7 protein-coding genes are annotated in these 17,510 nt (G+C 76.4%); all 7 read right to left on the bottom strand.

What is annotated here, in order from left to right; translation table 11 throughout:
* Positions 1-65: 65 nt before the first annotated feature.
* Complete coding sequence (locus ACFYYT_RS34470; RefSeq protein ID WP_351830100.1) at positions 66-272, bottom strand: MbtH family protein; 207 nt, start codon at positions 270-272, stop codon at positions 66-68.
* On the bottom strand, positions 269-7,342 hold the full coding sequence (locus ACFYYT_RS34475) for an amino acid adenylation domain-containing protein (RefSeq protein ID WP_351830098.1): 7,074 nt from the start codon (positions 7,340-7,342) through the stop codon (positions 269-271). The genes ACFYYT_RS34470 and ACFYYT_RS34475 overlap by 4 nt, the downstream gene beginning before the upstream one ends.
* A 444-nt stretch (positions 7,343-7,786) precedes the next feature.
* A complete protein-coding gene (locus ACFYYT_RS34480; protein ID WP_388610474.1) occupies positions 7,787-13,060 on the bottom strand; it encodes a condensation domain-containing protein in 5,274 nt (1,757 codons plus the stop codon).
* 5 nt (positions 13,061-13,065) lie between these two features.
* Positions 13,066-14,880 carry a non-ribosomal peptide synthetase gene (locus ACFYYT_RS34485; RefSeq protein ID WP_351831475.1) on the bottom strand — a complete coding sequence of 605 codons (1,815 nt, stop codon included), beginning with the start codon at positions 14,878-14,880 and terminating at the stop codon, positions 13,066-13,068.
* A gap of 5 nt (positions 14,881-14,885) precedes the next feature.
* Entirely contained in the window at positions 14,886-15,929 is a 1,044-nt protein-coding gene (locus ACFYYT_RS34490; protein WP_351831478.1) for a TauD/TfdA family dioxygenase, read from the bottom strand.
* 70 nt (positions 15,930-15,999) lie between these two features.
* The gene (locus ACFYYT_RS34495) at positions 16,000-16,803 is read right to left on the bottom strand and encodes an alpha/beta fold hydrolase (RefSeq protein ID WP_351831481.1); all 804 of its coding nucleotides are present in this window, start codon (positions 16,801-16,803) and stop codon (positions 16,000-16,002) included.
* The coding region (locus tag ACFYYT_RS34500) for a phosphopantetheine-binding protein (protein ID WP_351831483.1) at positions 16,800-17,510 on the bottom strand (711 nt) is incomplete at its 5' end. The genes ACFYYT_RS34500 and ACFYYT_RS34495, both read right to left, overlap by 4 nt.

The raw sequence follows: 17,510 nt of genomic DNA on the forward strand, positions 1-17,510 counted from the left end.
AAAGCCGTGCCCGCAGATGACGGGCACGGCTTTTCCTCGATGTGCGCGGGCGTTCCCAGGCGTTCCTAGGCGTACTGGGCGACCAGGCTCCGGGGGCGGATGTCGGTCCAGTTCCGCTCCACGTAGGCGAGCGCGTCCGCCCGCGTGCCCGCTCCCCACACCACGTCCCAGCCGCCCGGGACCTCGGCGAACACGGGCCACAGGGCGTGCTGGCCCTCGGCGTTGACCACGACGTAGAAGGTGCCCTCGGTGTCGTCGAAAGGATTGGTCATGACAGACTCCTCAATTTCTCGGAAAGGATGCGGCCGATCAGTGCGAGTGGTTCGGGTTCGCCCATTCTGGTGTGCGGGACCCCGATCACATGGTTTTCCACGGGGCCGTCGACATAGGGGATCCAGTTGCGGGCGAGGGTGTTTTCCGTTTCCCCGTCCTCGATGGCCGCCAGGAAGAGCAGATCGGTGGCGACCGGGCGCGGGGCGTACAGGTTCATGATTTCGGCGTGGTTGACCGAGGCGTCGATGACCGAGCGGATCTCCGCGTCGGAGAAGGCGCCCAGCACCGGGTCCTTCAGCCGGACCAGGCCGATCAGGGCGTCCACGTCGAAGGGGGCGTCGGCGGGCTCGCCGGTGGCGTCGCCGACGAGCATGTCCCGCTTCTGCGCCGGGGTCATCCGCCGCCGCCGCGGCTCGGTCGGCAGCAGGTGCACGTCCATCATGGCCAGGAGGTCGGTCCGCTCGCCCAGCTCGGCCAGCCGTACCGCCAGCGCGTGGGCGACCGTACCACCGAAGGACCAGCCCAGGAACCGGTACGGGCCGTGCGGCTGGACCTCGCGGATCAGCGGCAGGTAGTCCTCGGCCATCTCCTCCACGGAGGCGGGGGAGTGGCCCAGCTCGCTCAGCGCCCGCGCCTGGATCGCGTACAGCGGCTGGTCCGGGCCCAGGTGCTGGGCGAGGCCGGCGTACGGCCAGCCCACACCCGTCCCCGGGTGGACGCAGAACAGCGGCGGACGCGAACCCCCGGTGTGCAGCGGCAGCACCACGCCCATCGGGTCGAAGCCGGTCGGTTCGTCGCCCAGCAGGCCGGCCACGGTCGGCGTGCGGAACAGGTCGCGGACCCCGCGCTCCAGCCCCAGTACGGTGCGCATCCGGCTCACCAGCCGCACCCCGAGCAGCGAATGACCGCCCAGGGCGAAGAAGTTGTCGTCGATGCCGACCCGCTCCAGCCCCAGGATCTCCGCGAACAGCCCGCACAGCACCTCCTCGCGCGGGGTGCGCGGCGCCCGCCCGGTGCCGCGCGGCGCGGCCGCCGGCGCGGGCAGCGCCGCCCGGTCGGGCTTGCCGTTGACGGTGAGCGGGATGGCGTCGAGCAACACCGCCGCCGACGGGACCATGTGCTCGGGCAGTTCGCCCGCCGCCCAGCGCAGCAGCCCGGTCTCGGTCAGGGTGTGCCCGGCGCGCGGGACGGCGTACGCGACGAGGCGCTTGCCGCCCGGCCCGTCCTCGAAGACCACCACCGCGACCTGCCCCACCCCCGGGTGCCGGGCCAGGGTCTCCTCGATCTCGCCGGGCTCGATGCGGAAGCCCCGCAGTTTGATCTGGCCGTCGGCCCGCCCGATGAAGCGGAGTTCGCCCCCGGCGGTCCAGTGCACCAGGTCCCCGGTGCGGTACATCCGCCCGCCGTCCCCGGCGAAGGGATCGGCCACGAACCGTTCTGCGGTCAGGCCGGGCCGCCCGACGTAGCCGCGGGCCACCTGCGTCCCGGCGAGGTACATCTCCCCGGGGACCCCGGGCGGCACCGGCCGCAGCCGTTCGTCCAGGACGTGGACGCGGGTGTTGTCGAGGGCCGCGCCCAGGTACACCCCGCGCACCACCCGTTCGGAGAGCGGGAAGCGCTGGTGGTGGGAGGCGAAGGTGGTCTCGGTGGGGCCGTAGGAGTGGACGAGCACCGTCTCGGGGCAGTGGTCCAGGACCCGCTGGAGGGCGCTGGGAGAGGCCACGTCGCCGCCGGTCCACACCTCGTCGAGGAGTTTGAGGGTGTCCAGGCCCTCGTCCGCCATGACGTGGAAGAGCCCCATCGTGAAGTAGGCGGCCGAGACGTCGTGCGTGCGGATCGTGTGGTCCAGCTCGGCGACGTCGGTGCCGTCGCCCGGGGCGATCACCAGCTGCCCGCCGTTCAGCAGCGGCACCCACAGCTCGTAGGTGGAGGCGTCGAAGCCGATCGCCGAATGGACCAGCATCCGGCGGTGGTGGGCCGCGTCCCAGCAGCGGTCGGTGGCCAGCTCCACCACGTTGCGGTGGGTGACGCCGACGCCCTTGGGGCGGCCGGTGGACCCGGACGTGAACATCACGTACATCAGGGCGTCCTCGCCCACGGCGATCCCCGGAGCCGTCACCGGATAGCCGTCGACGGGGGTGTCCACCGACAGCACGCGCGCCCCGGCGTCCAGTTGGCGGCGCACCTGGGGGAGCCCCGCGTGTTCCTCCCGGACCAGCAGCAGCCGCGCGCCCACGTCCTCCATGATCATATCGACCCGGGCCTCGGGCAGCCTCGGGTCCAGCGGCACGTACGCCGCCCCGCACTTGAGCACCGCCAGCGCCGACACCAGCAGGTACGGGGTCCGCTCCAGCAGCAGCCCCACCGCCGCGTCCCGGCCCACGCCCGCCTCGATCAGCCGGTGCGCCAGCGCGTTGGCCCGCGCGTCCAGCTCCGCGTACGTCAGGGTCTCCTCCTCGAAGGAGACGGCGGTCCGGTCCGGCGCCGCCAGCGCCTGCCGCGCGAACCGCTCGTGCACCAGTCCGCACGCCGCGCCCGGCACGGCGGTGTCGTTGTAGGCGGCCAGCCGCAGCTCCTGCGCGGGAGACAGCAGCGCCACGTCCCCGATCCGCTGCTCCGGGTCCTCGGCCACCGCCCGCAGGGTGCGCGCCACGTGCCCGGCGAGCAGCGCCGCGCTGCCCTCGTCGTACAGGTCCGTCGCGTACTCCAGTACGCCGGCCAGCCCGCCCGGCGCCCCGTCCGCCGTCCGCGCCTCGCGCAGCGACAGGGTCAGGTCGAACTTGGTGAACCCGGAGTCCGCCCCCAGCGGGGTCCCGGCGAGCACGCTGCCCGGCGGGGTGGGCGGCTCGGCCGGATGCACCTGCACGACCACCTGGACGAGGGGGTGACGGGCCGTGGAACGCTCCGGGTTGAGGTGCTCGACGACCAGGTCGAAGGGGAGTTCCTGATGGGCGTACGCGGCCAGGCCCGTCTCCCGCACCCGGTCCACCAGCTCGGCGAACCGGGGATCGCCCGAGGTGTCGCAGCGCAGCACCAGGGTGTTGACGAAGAAGCCGACCAGGTCGTTCAGCGCCTCGTCGTCGCGTCCGGCGACGACGGTGCCCAGCGGCAGGTCGGTGCCCGCGCCGTGCCGGGTCAAGGTGGCCGCCAGGGCCGCCTGCACCACCGTGAACAGGGTGGTCCCGTGGTCCAGGGCCAGGCGTTCCAGCCGGGCGTGCGTGGCGGCGTCCACCTCCAGCGGGGTCGCCGCACCCCGGTGGGAGGCGTCGGCGGGCCGGGTGCGGGCCGAGGTCGTCTCCAGCACCGGCGGGGCTCCCGCCAGGGTCCGCTCCCAGAAGGCCAGGTGCTCCTCGGCGGCTCCGGCCGCCAGGGCGTCCCGTTCCCACAGCGTGTAGTCCGCGTACTGCACCGGCAGCGGCTCCCAGGCGGGCTCCGACCCGGCGAGGCGCGCCTCGTAGGCGCGGGCCAGGTCCGCGAAGAGCGGCCCGGCGGACCAGCCGTCGGCGGCGATGTGGTGCACCAGCACCACCAGCACCCGCTCCTGCCCGCAGGTGATCAGCGAGGCCCGCAGCGGCAGGTCCGACGCCAGCGCGAAGACGTGCCCGGCGGCCGCGTCCAAGGCCCGCTCCAGCCCCCCGGCGGGGGCCTCCACCAGCTCCAGCACCGGCCGGGCACCGGGGCACACCCGCTGGTACGGCTCCCCGTCGACGGCCGGGTACACGGTCCGCAGGACCTCGTGCCGCTCCGCTACGTCGGCCAGCGCGTCCGCGAGGACCGCCGGGTCCAGCGGCCGCTCCAGGCGCAGCGCGAAGGGGATCGTGTAGGAACGCGACGGCCCCTCCAGCTGGTCCACGAACCACAGCCGGCGCTGCGCGTACGACAGCGGGATCCGCTCCGGCCGCTCCGCGACGGGGCCGAGCGCGGGCCGCCCGGCCGGCCCGGCCTCCCGGGTCAGGCGCACCGCCAGCCCGGCGGGGGTCGGCTCCAGGAACAGGTCCCGGATCCGGGCCTCCAGCCCCAGCGCGGCCCGGATCCGGTTGACCAGGCGCACCCCCGTCATGGAGTGCCCGCCCTCGGAGAAGAAGTTGGCGTCCGGGGCCACCGGCCCGCCGAGGCCGATCACCTCCCCGAACAGCGCGCACAGCTCCCGCTCGACGGGGGTGTCGCGGACCCCGGGCGCGGGCCGCGCGGGCCCGGCGGCGGCCCGCCGCTCCCGCAGCTCCGCCACCACCCGGGCCTCCTCGGCGGTGAGCAGGGCGGGGCCGGTGAGGGGGGCGCCTGGGTCGGCCGCCGCCCGCGCGAGGGCCCGTACGAACAGGTCCAGCAGCAGCCGGGCCGTCCCCTCCTCGAACAGGTCCGCCGCGTACTGCCACCACACCTCCAGGCCGCCGCCCGGCAGCTCCACGCAGGAGGCGCTGAGGTCGAACTTGGCCACTTCCAGCCCCGGTTCGACGAAGCGGCCCGCCAGCGGGCCACCGAGCGCGCCGGCGCCCTCCGGGCCCTGCGGGTCCTGCTCCTGCGCGGTCAGCATCACCTGGAAGAACGGGTTCACGGCCCCCTCCCGGCGCGGCCGCAGATGCTCCACCAGCAGGTCGAACGGCAGCTCCTGGTGCGCGTACGCCGCCAGGTCCGCCTCCCGCGCCCGGTCGACCAGCTCCGCGTACGGGGCCCCGCCCGAGATGTCGGTGCGCAGCACCAGGGTGTTGACGAAGAACCCGACCAGGTCGTCCAGGGCCTCGTCGCCGCGCCCCGCGACCGGGGTGCCGATCGCGATGTCCGTTCCGGCGCCGACGGCGGCCAGCGCCAGTGCCAGCGCGGGCTGGAGCACCATGAGCAGGCTGGCGCCCAGCTCCTCGGCCAGCGCGGCCAGCCGCCGGTGGGCGTCGGCGTCGAGGCGGGCGGTGAGGGTGGCGCCCGCTCCGCTGGGCTCGGCGGGCCGGGGCCGGTCGGCGGGCAGGTCCAGCACGGTCGGCATCCCGTCGAGTGCGCCGCGCCAGTGCGCCAGCAACGCGGCCGGGTCCGCCAGGAGTTCGCGCTGCCACAGGGTGTAGTCGGCGTACTGCACCGGCAGCGGCTCCCGGTCGGGGGCGGAGCCCGCCAGCCGGGCCGCGTAGGCCTCGCCGAGGTCGCGCAGCAGCGGGCTCACCGACCAGCCGTCGGTGGCGATGTGGTGGGTGAGCAGCGCGAGGGTGGCGGAGCCGTCGCCGGGCAGGAACAGGGCGGCCCGCAGCGGCAGATGGGCGCCGAGGTCGAAAGCGGCGGCGGTGAAGGCGGCCACCAGCTGCCCGAGCTCCCCGGGCGTGCAGTCGCGTACCGCGAGCGGCACCGGGGGCGCCGGGAGCACGTGCTGGTAGGGCTCGGAGTCCACCGCCGGATACACCGTGCGCAGTACCTCGTGCCGCTCCACCACGTCGGCGAGGGCCGCCGCGAGCGCGGCGCGGTCCGGGACGGCGTCCAGGCGCAGCACGACCGGCAGGTTGTAGGTGGCCGACGGGCCCTCCAGACCGGCCAGGAACCACAGCCGCCGCTGCGCGTACGAGAGCGGGACCCGGTCCTCCTCGGGCAGCACCACCCCGTCGAAGACGGCGTACGGGTCCGGGACGGGGGAGGGGGCCGGGGCGCCGGCCGGGGCGGCCCGCAGCGCCTTGCGGTCGATCTTCCCGGAGGGGGTCCGGGGCAGCGCGGCCACGAGGGTCAGCGCGGCGGGCACGGCGGCGGCCGGGAGCTGTGCGCGCACCCCGTCGCGCAGTGCGGCGGCGCCCACCCCCGGATCGGCGACGACGAAGGCGGCGAGCCGCCGCAGGCCGTCGGGGCCGTCCTGGGCCACCACGGCGGCCTCGCGCACCCCGGGGTGGCCGGTCAGCACCGACTCCACGGAGGCCGGGTCCACCCGGTGCCCGTTGATCTTCACTTCCTCGTCGGCCCGCCCCCGGAAGCCCAGTTGGCCGTCCTCCCGTACGTGGACCAGGTCCCCGGTGCGGTACGCCCGCTCCCCGTCCAGCGCGGCGAAGCGGGTGCGGTCCAGCTCCGGCCGGCCCAGGTAGCCCTCGGCGAGACCGCCGCCCAGCAGCCACAGCTCGCCGTCCACGACGGCGGCCCGCACCCCGGGCAGGGGGGTGCCGATCGGCACCGGACCGCCGGGGTGGCGGGAGAGGTCGGCGACGGTCGCGACGACGGTGGCCTCGGTGGGGCCGTAGGTGTTCAGCAGCCGCACCCGGTCGGGGTCCACGGCCCGGCACCACTGCGCGACCCGCTCGGGCAGGGCCGCCTCGCCGCCGATGACCACCGTCTTGAGGGTGGGCGGGAGTTCGGCCACTTTGGCGGACAGGGCGTGGGCCAGCTCGTGCCAGTAGGCGGTGGGCAGGTCGAGGACGGTGATCCCGTGCGCGGCGCAGCCGTCGAGGAGCCCGGGGACGTCGAGCATCTCCTCGTCGCGCAGGACCAGGGCGGCGCCCGCACCGAGGGTCAGGAAGACTTCCTCCACGCTCGCGTCGAAGTGGAGCGGGGCGAACTGGAGCACCCGGTCCCCGGCATCGATCCCGTAGCGGACGGTGGCGCCGGCCACGAAGTGGGCGAGGGCGCGGTGACCGACGACGACGCCGTTCGGGGTGCCGGTGGAACCGGAGGTGTAGATCACGTAGGCGGAGCCCGGGGCGACGGCGGCGCCGTCCAGGACGAACTCCCCCTCGGCCAGGGCGGGTCCGCGCCCCCCGGTGCAGTCGGCGAGGATCGCCGCGTTGCGGGCGGGGGGCGCGGCCGGATCGAGCGGGAGGTAGGCCGCGCCGGTCCGCAGCGCCGCGAGCAGCCCGACGACGGCGTCGATGCCGCGCGGCCGGTGCACCGCCACCAGCCGGCCCGGCCCGGCGCCCTCGGCGGCCAGCGCGTCGGCCCGCAGCGCCACCGCCAGGGCCAGCTGCCCGTACGTCATCCGGCGCTCGCCGTGCACCAGCGCGGGCCGCCCGGGGCCGGCGGCGACCTGGGCGTCGAGCCGGTCGAGCACACCGGGAGCCGGGGTGATCGCCGGGCCGCCGTCCAGGACGGCGCGGGCGGTGGGGGCGGTCGAGGGCATCGCGGGGCCTCCAGGCGAGGGGGTGGGAGCGGATCGCGGTCCGTGCCCCCACGCTAGGCACCGCCCCCGCCCCCGGCGGGCAGTCCCTCCGGCAGCTGGCCCCTACACACCTGCCGCTCCCGACTGCCGCCCGGCCCCGTGGGGATCGCACGGGGCCCGCCACCCTCCGGCGGCGGGCGCCAGGCCGTCGCCCGGGGCAGCCCGCCGCCGGTGGCCCGCGCGGGCGCTCGCCCCCGGAGCCCCCCGCTCGTGCCGGCCCCGGCGCCGGGCCCTCGGGAGGGCCCGGTGGGCCGGTGACTCCGGTGGCCGTTGGGCCGGTGGGGCCGTCTGTTGGGGGCTCCGGGGTCATCCGCGAGGGGGGGGTGCGCCGGACGGCCCCGGACGGGAGGGGGCGCGAGGGGGCGCCGGACACCCCCGCGCCGGAGCGGCGCGGGGGCGGTGGGGTCAGGGGTGGACGCGGGTGCCTGCTCGGGTGCGGCGGCGGAGGGCCGGTGCGGGCGGCGCGGGAGGGGCGGAGGCGCTCTTCGCGAGGAGGGCCGCCAGACGGGCCGGGGTGGGGTGGCGGAACACCTCGCGGAGGGTGAGCTCGCGGCCCAGCTCCGCCCGGACCCGGTTGACCAGCCGCACCGCGAGCAGCGAATGCCCCCCGGACTTGAAGAAGTTGTCGTCCGGGCCGATCCGCCCGCGTTCCAGCACCTCCGCGAAGAGCCCCAGCAGGGCCTCCGTCAGGGGAGCGGCGGCCGGGGCCGGATCCGGGGCGGCCCCGGCGGCCCCCGCGACCCCGGGCAGGAGCACCGCCGAGGGGACCGCGTACTCCGGCAGCCGCTGGGCGGCCCAGGCCTGGAGCTCCGCCTCCGTCACCCCGCCGTCCGCCGGGACCGCCTCCGCGAGCAGCCGGCCGCCCTCCGCGCGGGCCCGCGCCGACGCCACCCCCGGGTGCTCCGCCAGGACGGCCGCCACCCGGGCCGGGTCGACCCGGTAGCCGCCGACGAGCGGCCGCGCGGGCCGCCGGTCCACCGGGCCCGGCAGGTCGGACACCCGCCGCGCCGGGTCGGCCGCGAACAGCTCCAGCGCCGAGACCAGCAGCGCCGCCAGCCGGCCCGCGCCCGAGGGCCCGTACAGGTCGGTGGCGTACTCCAGCACCCCCGACAGTCCGCCGCCGGCCCGCTCGGTCAGGGCGAAGGTGAGCTCGGACTTCGCGGTCCGCGCCGCGAAGGACCGTTCCGTGCCCGCCAGCGGTCCGCCGGGGGCGGCGGCCGGAGCCGGGTTCACCTGGAGCATCACCTGCACGAGGGGGTCGTGCGCCGAGGAGCGGTGCGGGTTGAGGGCCTCCACCAGCAGGTCGAACGGCAGGTCCTGGTGCGCGTACGCCTCCAGGTCCGCCTCCCGCACCCGGGTCACCAGCTCCGCGAAGGCGGGGTCGCCGCCCGTGCCGGTGCGCAGCACCAGCGTGTTGACGAAGAACCCGACCAGCCCCGACAGGGCGTCGTCGCCGCGCCCCGCGACGGTGGTGCCGAGGGCGAGGTCGGTGCCCGCCCCGGCCCGGGTCAGGGCCGCCGCCAGCGCCGCCTGGACCACCATGAACAGGGTGGCGCCCTGGGCGTGCGCGATCCGCAGCAGCCCGCGGTGGGTGTCCGCGCCCACCGAGAAGCCGGTGACGGCCCCCCGCCCCGAGGGCGCGGCCGGCCGTTCCCGCTCCGTCGGCAGGTCGATCAGCGGCGCCAGGCCCGCCAGCGCCGTCCGCCAGTACGCGACCTCCTCCCGCGGGTCGGCCAGCAGCTCCCGCTGCCACAGCGTGTGGTCCGCGTACTGCACGGGCAGCGGCGACCAGCCGGGCTCCCGGCCCGTCGCCGTCCGCGCCGCGTACGCGGCCGCCAGGTCGGCCAGCAGCACTCCCGTGGACCAGCCGTCCGCCGCGATGTGGTGCAGGAGCAGCACCAGCGTCTGCGGACCCCCGCCCTCCGGCAGCAGCAGCCAGGCCCGCAGCGGCAGGTCCCGCGCCAGGTCGAAGACGTGCCCGGCCGCCTCGTCGACGGCCGCCGCCACATCGGCGGTGTGCACCAGCTCCAGCTGCGGCCGCGCTCCCTCCAGCACCCGCTGGTACGGCTCCCCGCCCTCGGCCCCGTACACCGTGCGCAGCACCTCGTGCCGGGCGGCGACGTCCGCCAGCGCCCCGGCGAGCGCCACCGGCTCCAGGGGCCGCTCCAGGGACCGTACGAGCGCGATGTTGTAGGTGGCGCAGGGCCCCTCCAGCTGGTCCAGGAACCACAGCCGGCGCTGCGCGTACGACAGCGGGATCCGCTCCGGCCGCTCCGGTACGGGGACCAGCGCGGGCCGCGCCGCCCCCGCCGGGCCGGCCGCGCCGAGACGCCGGTGCAGGGCCGAGGCGGTCGGGGCGAGGAACAGGTCGCGGATCCCCGCCTCTACGCCGAGGACGGCCCTGATCCGGTTGACCAGCCGGCTGGCCAGCAGCGAATGGCCGCCCGACTTGAAGAAGTTGGCGTCGGCGGCGAGTGCGCCCTCGCGCCCGAGGACCTCGGCGAAGAGCCCGCACAGGATCTCCTCGCGCGGGGAGGGCGGGGAGAGCGGGGAGAGCCCGGCCGACGCGGCCTGGGTGCGCGCCGCCGCCGCGGCCAGGAGCGCCGCCCGGCGGTCCCGGCGCTCCGCCAGGCCCCGCCGCTCCGCCTCCCGCACCAGCTCCAGGGAGCCCAGGCGGGCCGCCGGGTCGGCGGCGAAGGCTTCGAGGGCGCGCACGTAGAGCTCCAGCAGCAGCCGGGCGGTGTCCGCGTCGAAGAGGTCGGTGGCGTACTGCACGTGGACGTCGAGGCCCCCCGGGCCGCCGTCCGCCGCGCGGCGCTCGGCGCAGTGGAAGCTCAGGTCGAACTTGGCGGCGCCCAGGTCGGTGCTCCCGGCCCGGCCGGCGAGCGGGCCGAGGCGCACCCGGTCGTCGGCGGCCTCCCGTACGGTCAGCATCACCTGGAAGAAGGGGTGCTCGCCCAAAGCCCGCTCCGGGTCGCCCAGTTGCTCGACCAGCAGGTCGAAGGGCAGGTCCTGGTGGTCGAAGGCGGCCAGGTCCGCGTCCCGGACCCGCTCGACGAGCTCCCCGGCCGCCGGGTCCCCGGACAGGTCGGTGCGCAGGGCGAGGGAGTTCACGAAGCAGCCGACCAGCTCGTGCAGGTCCTGGTCGCCACGGCCCGCGACGGGCGTGCCGATCGCGAGGTCCTCGCCCGCGCCGGCCGCCGACAGGGCGGTGGCCAGCGCGGCCCGGGCCACCATGAACAGGCTCGCCCGCCGCTCCCGCGCCAGCGCCGCCAGCGCCCGGTGCGCGTCCGCGCCCACCGCCGCCGACAGGGTGGCGCCCCGGCCCGAGGGCTCGGCCGGACGCGGCCGGTCGGCGGGCAGCTCCGTCCGCGCGGGCATCCCCTCCAGGGCCCCGCGCCAGAAGCCGAGCAGGCCGGCCGGATCGTCCAGCAGCGCGCGCTGCCACAGTGCGTAGTCGGCGTACTGCACCGGCAGCGGCGGGAGGTGCGGAGCCCGGCCGGCGAGGCGGGAGGCGTAGGCCTCGCCGAGGTCGCGCAGCAGCGGGGCCAGGGACCAGCCGTCGGTGGCGATGTGGTGCACCAGCAGCACCAGCACGGCCCGGCCGTCGCCCGGCACGAACAGCCGCGCCCGCAACGGCGGTCGCGCGGACAGGTCGAAGGGCTCCCGGCCGAACCCGTCGACCAGCCCCTCCAGTTCGTCCGGCCCGCAGCCGGTCACGACGAGGGGCTCGGCGGGGCCGTCCAGCACCCGCTGGTACGGCTCCCCGCCCTCGGCCCCGTACACCGTGCGCAGCACCTCGTGCCGCGCCACCAGGTCGTCCAGCGCCGCGGACAGGGCCACCCGGTCGGGGACCGCCTCCAGCCGCAGCACCAGCGGGGCGTTGTAGGCGGCCGAGGGCCCCTCGATGCGGTCCAGCAGCCACAGCGCCCGCTGCGCCGCCGACAGCGGGATCCGCTCGGGCCGCTCCGGTACGGGGACCAGCGCGGGCCGCGCCGCCCCCGCCGGGCCGGCCGCGGCCAGCCGCCGGTGCAGCGCGGCCGGGGTCGGCGCGAGGAAGAGGTCCCGGATGCCCAGCTCCAGGCCGAGGGCCCCCCGGATCCGGTTGACGAGCTTGCTCGCGAGCAGCGAATGCCCGCCGCTGCGGAAGAAGTTGGCGTCGGCGGCGAGGGCTCCGCTCCGCCCGAGGACCTCCGCGAACAGCCCGCCCAGGATCTCCTCCCGGGGCGAGAGCACGTCCCGCCGGGCCGGGGCGGCGCCCCGGGCGGGGGCGGGCGCCGGGGCGGCGGCGGTGCGGTGCGGCCGCGCGGCCAGGGCCTTCGCCGCGGCGGCGGGCAGCAGTTCCAGGGAGCCGAGGCGGGCCGCCGGGCCGTCGGCGAAGGCTTCGAGGGCGCGTACGTAGAGCTCCAGCAGCAGCCGGGCGGTGTCCGCGTCGAAGAGGTCGGTGGCGTACTGCACGTGGACGTCGACGCCGTCCGGGCGCCCGTCGGCGGTGTACCGCTCCGCGCAGTACCAGGTGAGGTCGAACTTCGCCGTGCCCAGGTCCACTTCGGCCGTGCGGCCGGTGATCCCGCCGCCCAGCTCCACCGGGCCGCCGCCCGCTCCGCCCGCGTCGACGGTCAGCATCACCTGGAAGAAGGGGTGGTGGTCCAGGGCCCGTTCCGGGCTGAGCCGTTCCACCAGCAGGTCGAAGGGCAGCTCCTGGTGCTCGTAGGCCGCCAGGTCCGCCTCCCGCACCCGCCGCACCAGCTCTCCGACGGCCGGATCGCCCGACAGGTCGGTGCGCAGGGCCAGGGAGTTCACGAAGAAGCCGACGAGGTCGTACAGGTCCTCCTCGGGCCGGCCCGCGACGGGCGTCCCGATCACCACGTCCGTACCCGCCCCGGCAGCCGACAGGGCCGCGGCGAGGGCCGCCCGGGCCACCATGGTCAGGCTGGCCCGGTGGCCGCGGGCCAGGGCGAGCAGTCCGCCGTGCGCGGCCGCGTCCAGCCGGGCCGTGAGCGCGGCGCCCCGGCCCGAGGGCTCGGCCGGCCGGGCCCGGTCGGCCGGCAGGTCCAGCACGGCCGGGGCCCCCGCCAGCGCGGTGCGCCAGTACGCCACCTGGTCGGCGGCCAGGCTGTCCGGATCCGCCGGGTCGCCGAGCAGTTCGTGCTGCCACTGGCCGTAGTCGGCGTACTGCACCGGCAGCGGCTCCCCGCCGGGGGCCCTTCCGGCCAGCCGGGCCCCGTAGGCCCCGGCCAGGTCGCGCAGGAGGGGGCGCACCGACCAGCCGTCGGTGGCCACGTGGTGGATCAGCAGCACCAGGGTGGAGGTGCCGTCGCCCGGCAGGAACAGCCGGGCCCGCAGCGGCGGTCCGGTGGTGATGTCCAGCGGCTGCCGGACGAAGGCGGCCACCATCGCGTCCCGTTCGCCCGGCGCGCACTCCTCGGCGGTGAGCCGTGCGGCGGGCGCGTCCCGCAGCACCCGCTGGTACGGCTCCGCGTCCGGCCCGGCCGGCAGTACGGTGCGCAGCACCTCGTGCCGTTCCACGACGTCGGCCACCGCGAGGGCCAGTGCCCCGGCGTCGGGTTCGCCGTCGAGGTGCAGGACGACCGGGGCGTTGTAGGCGGCGGAGGGGCCGTGGAGCCGGCCCAGGAACCACAGCCGGCGCTGGGCGTACGACAACGGGATCACGGTCATGTCCTTCAGGAGTCCTGGCTCGCGGCGGCCGCGACCAGCGTGTCGAGGTGGGCGGCCAGGTCCCGCAGGCGCGGGTTGGCGTAGACGGCCTTCACCGGGAGGGAGACGCCCAGTTCGGCGCGGACCCGCGAGACCAGCTTGATCGCGAGCAGCGAATGGCCGCCCAGCTTGAAGAAGTTGTCGTCGGGCCCGACCCGGGCCGCGCCGAGCACCGCCGCCCACACGCCCGCGATCAGGGCCTGCGAGGCGGTCATGCCCCCGGACGGGTCCGGGGCCGGCCCGGGGGCGTCGGCGGGGGCGGGAGCGGGCAGCGCGGCCCGGTCCACCTTGCCGCCCACCGTGACGGGGAACCGGTCCAGGGCCACGAACGCCGCCGGGACCATGTAGCCGGGCAGCTCGGCCGCCAGGCGCTCGCGCAGCGCCGCCTGCGTGACGTGGCCGGCGGCCCGGTAGTAGGCCACCAGGCCCGGCGCCCCGTGGACGTCCTCGCGGAGCACGACGGCCGCCTCGGCGACCCCGGGGGAGGCGGCCACCGCCGCCTCGATCTCCGGGAGTTCGATGCGGTGCCCGCGCAGCTTGACCTGGCCGTCGGCCCGGCCCAGGTAGGCCAGCCGGCCGCCCGGCAGCAGCCGTACGCGGTCGCCGGTGCGGTACATGCGGCCGCCGTCGGCGTCCGCGGAGGCGTCCGCCACGAACCGCTCGGCGGTCAGCGCGGGCCGCCCCCGGTAGCCGCGGCCCACGCGGGGCCCGGCCAGGTACAGTTCGCCGCTGTCGCCCTCCGCGACCGGGTTCAGCCTTTCGTCGAGGACCCGCATCCGCAGGCCCGGCAGCACGCTGCCGATGTGCGGGGCGCCGGCGCCCTCCACCCAGCCCGCCGTGGCGTCCACGGTGCATTCGGTGGGCCCGTACAGATTGACCGTACGCAGCACCCCGCGCTCCCCGAGCCCGGCCAGCCGGCTCCACAGGGCCGGGGTGAGCGCCTCCCCGCCGATGAGCAGGGTCAGCGGGCGCGGGCCGCCGTCGGCGCTGAGCAGGTCGAGCAGCGGATCGGCGTGCGCGGGGGTGATGTCCAGATCGGTCAGGGCCTCGTCGTCGATCAGGGCGGCCAGCAGCGCCGGGTCCGCGCGGGTCTCGTCGTCGATCATCACCAGGGTGTCGCCCCGGCACAGGCGCACCCACTGCTGCACGGAGGCGTCGAAGGACGGCGAGGCGTTCCAGCCGACCCGTCCGCCCTCGGTGACGGCGATCGAGGCGCCCTCCAGCTCGGCGAGCAGCGCCGACGCGGCGGCCCGGCCGATCTCCACGCCCTTGGGGCGGCCCGTGGAGCCCGAGGTGTAGATGACGTAGGCCAGGGTGTCGCCGGTGACGGCCACCGGCGCGTACGGCAGCTCGGGCCCGGGCGCGGTCAGCGCGACCACCGGCAGGTGGGCGACGCCCGCGGCGAGCGGCTCGTCGTCCGCGCCGGCGGTGACGACCAGGTCGGCGCCCGCGTCCTCGACGAGGTAGCGCCGCCGCTCGGCCGGCAGCTTCGGGTCCACCGGCAGGTAGGCGGCCCCCGCGGTGAGGGTGCCGATCAGGGCGGTGACGAGCTCGGCGCCGCGCGGCAGGCACAGCGCGACCACGCTCTCCGGGCCGATGCCGCGGGCGGCGAGCCGGGCCGCGATCCGCGCGGCCTCGGCGCGCAGCTCGCCGAAGTCCAGCTCGCGGCCGCCCGCCACGACGGCGGTCCGGGCGGCCGGGGCCAGCGCGAGCCGCTCCAGCAGGTCGGGGGCGGCTGAGCCGGTGCGGGTGCGGGAACGCTCGGGGAGTACGGCGGTCACGGCGCTCACTCCCCGGCGAAGACGGTGGTGGACGGCTGGGTGGCGGGGGCGCAGTCGGCCAGCGCGACGGGCTCGCCCATCGCGACGAGGATCTTCCGGTCGCCCTTGTAGGCCTCGCGGCCGTGCGCGCACAGGATGTTGTCCACGAGCATCAGGTCCCCCCGCTGCCAGGTCTCCCGGACGGTGACCCGGTCGTACACGGCGTTGACGGCGTCGACCTCGGCGTCGGTGAGCCGCGAGCCGTCGCCCAGATAGGTGTTGAAGGGCAGCCCGTCCTCGCCGTACGTCTCGACGAGCACCTCGCGGACGTCGGGGTCCAGCGTGCGGCTGTTCCAGAACGCGAAGTGGTTGAACCAGGTCCGCTCACCCGTCACCGGGTGGGTGACGATCGCCGACCGGCGCTGCCGGGTGATCATCGAGTCGTCCTCCCCGGCCCACTCGTAGCCGACCGTGTTCTCCTCGCAGTAGGCCTCGGCGACCGCCTTGTCCTCGGTGGCGAACGTCTTGTACCAGGGCAGCCCGGCGAGTTCGGAGTAGTTGCGCACGAGCAGCCAGCCCGCCCGCTCGAACCGCTCGACGAGCTCCGGCGGCAGCAGCCGCAGCGCCTCGCGCATGTCGCCGACGGTGGTGGCCCCGCCCTCCTCGGGGGCGATGACGCAGCCGAACAGCAGCACGCCGGGGAAGTCCAGGGTGTAGCTGTTCTCGTTGTGCAGCCGGATCGGCTGGACGGCCGGCAGGTCGGTGGAGGAGAAGACGCCCTCGCCGAAGTCGGTGCGCGGAGTGGCCTTCTCCTTGTACCCGGCGCGCCGCTCGATCAGGGCGTCCCGGGCGGCGGCGAACGAGGCCGCGTCCTCGACGGGCAGACCGCGCAGCAGCACGGCGCCGCTGCGCAGCAACTCGGCCTGGATGGCGGTGCGGTGCTCGGTGAGCCAGGCCACGGCGGCGGCCCGGTCGAGCCCGGCGGGGGTGTGGACGACGACGGGCTTTCCGGGCTCGCGGACCGGGGCGATGCCGGTGGCCGCGGCGGGGGACTCTGCGTACGTGGTCATGGGACGTCCTTGGGGAGGTGCGGAGTGACGGGGGAGGGAGGGGGAAGGGGCGGGCCGCCGTGCGGTGCGGTCAGGCGGCGGCCGGGGCGGAGGCGTGGCCGCCGACCACCGGGGCCAGTACGGAGAAGAACTCCGGGAGGCGCTGCTGGAAGTAGAAGTGGCCGCCCGGCAGGACGTACGAGGCGAAGTCCCGGTCGGTGATCCGCGCCCAGCGGTCCAGCGAGGCCACCGGGGCGACCGGGTCGGCGTCCCCGCCGATCACCGTCACCGGGCAGGCCACCCGCGCCTCGGACTCCGGGCAGCGGTACACGTCGTCGATGGCGAAGTCGGCCCGGATGGACGGCAGGATGATCTCCCGCAGCTCCGGCTCGTCGAGGATGCCGTCGTCGGTGCCGCCGCGCTGCTTGATGGCCGCGACCAGCTCGTCGTCGTCGAGCAGCTCCGGGTACACGGCGCACGGGTTGGCCAGGAACGGGGCCCGGCAGGCCGACGCGACCAGGGCCCGAGGCGCGTGGCCGGCCGCCTCCAGGCTGCGTACCACCTCGAAGGCGACGAGCGAGCCCATGCTGTGCCCGAGCACCACCAGGTCCTCGGTGACCCCGGCGGGCAGGGCCGCCACGACCGGTCCGGCCAGGTCGGCGATGTCCCGGGGGAGGTCCTCGGCGAAGCGGGCGCCGCGGCCCGGGTACTGGCCGATCAGCAGCCGTACGTCGGCCGGCAGGTGCGCGCGCCACTCCGCGTACGCGTGGGCGTTGCCGCCGGCGTGCGGCAGGACCAGCAGCGCGGTGCGCTGGGGTCCCTCGCCCGGGAGGTCCCAGACCACGTCGTCGGGGGCCGGGGTGAAGCCGGTCTGGTCCTGGTCGTCGGTGCTCATGAGGAACTCCGTTCCTGGTCGGGGGTGCGGCGGCGCAGGACGGGCCTGGCGCGCCGGGGCGCGGGCGGTGCGGAGGCCGCCAGTCGGGTCTCGATGTGCTGGGCGAGCGTGGCGGGGGTGGGGTGCTGGAAGACGTCGCGCAGGGTGAGGGTGATGCCGAGGGCGCTGCCGATGCGGTGTGTGAGGCGGGCGGCGAGCAGGGAGTGGCCGCCCTGGTCGAAGAAGTTGTCGTCGATCGACGGCGGGGAGGGCGTGCCCAGGGCATCGCCGAACCAGGTGCGGACCTTCTCCTCGAGCGGCGTGCGCGGGGCGCGGCCGCCCGCCGTGGTCATGGCCTGCGGAGCGGGCAGCGCGCTCTTGTCGATCTTCCCGTTGGGGGTGAGCGGCAGCCGGTCCAGCAGGACGACGAACGCCGGGACCATGTGGTCGGGCAGGAGCGTGCGCAGCCAGAGGCGGACGTCCTGGGGGGAGAGGCTCTCGTCGGTGGTGACCAGGTAGGCGGTCAGCTGGGGCGTGCGGTGGTGGTCGGGATGGGTGGCGAGGGTGGCTTGGGTGATGTGGGGGTGGGTGGTGAGGGTGGTTTCGATTTCGGTGGGTTCGATGCGGAAGCCACGGATTTTGATCTGGGTGTCGGTGCGGCCGGTGTAGTGGAGGTTTCCGTGGGTGTCCCAGTGGGCTTGGTCGCCGGTGCGGTAGAGGCGGGTGCC

The sequence above is a fragment of the Streptomyces sp. NPDC002032 genome (assembly GCF_042890765.1).
Taxonomy (GTDB): domain Bacteria; phylum Actinomycetota; class Actinomycetes; order Streptomycetales; family Streptomycetaceae; genus Streptomyces.

Bases quoted from the DNA above. Each gene is read 5' to 3' on its own strand.
- ACFYYT_RS34470 (WP_351830100.1), bottom strand. From the start codon at position 272: ATGACCAATCCTTTCGACGACACCGAGGGCACCTTCTACGTCGTGGTC.
- ACFYYT_RS34475 (WP_351830098.1), bottom strand. From the start codon at position 7,342: ATGCCCTCGACCGCCCCCACCGCCCGCGCCGTCCTGGACGGCGGCCCG.
- ACFYYT_RS34480 (WP_388610474.1), bottom strand. From the start codon at position 13,060: ATGACCGTGATCCCGTTGTCGTACGCCCAGCGCCGGCTGTGGTTCCTG.
- ACFYYT_RS34490 (WP_351831478.1), bottom strand. From the start codon at position 15,929: ATGACCACGTACGCAGAGTCCCCCGCCGCGGCCACCGGCATCGCCCCG.
- ACFYYT_RS34495 (WP_351831481.1), bottom strand. From the start codon at position 16,803: ATGAGCACCGACGACCAGGACCAGACCGGCTTCACCCCGGCCCCCGAC.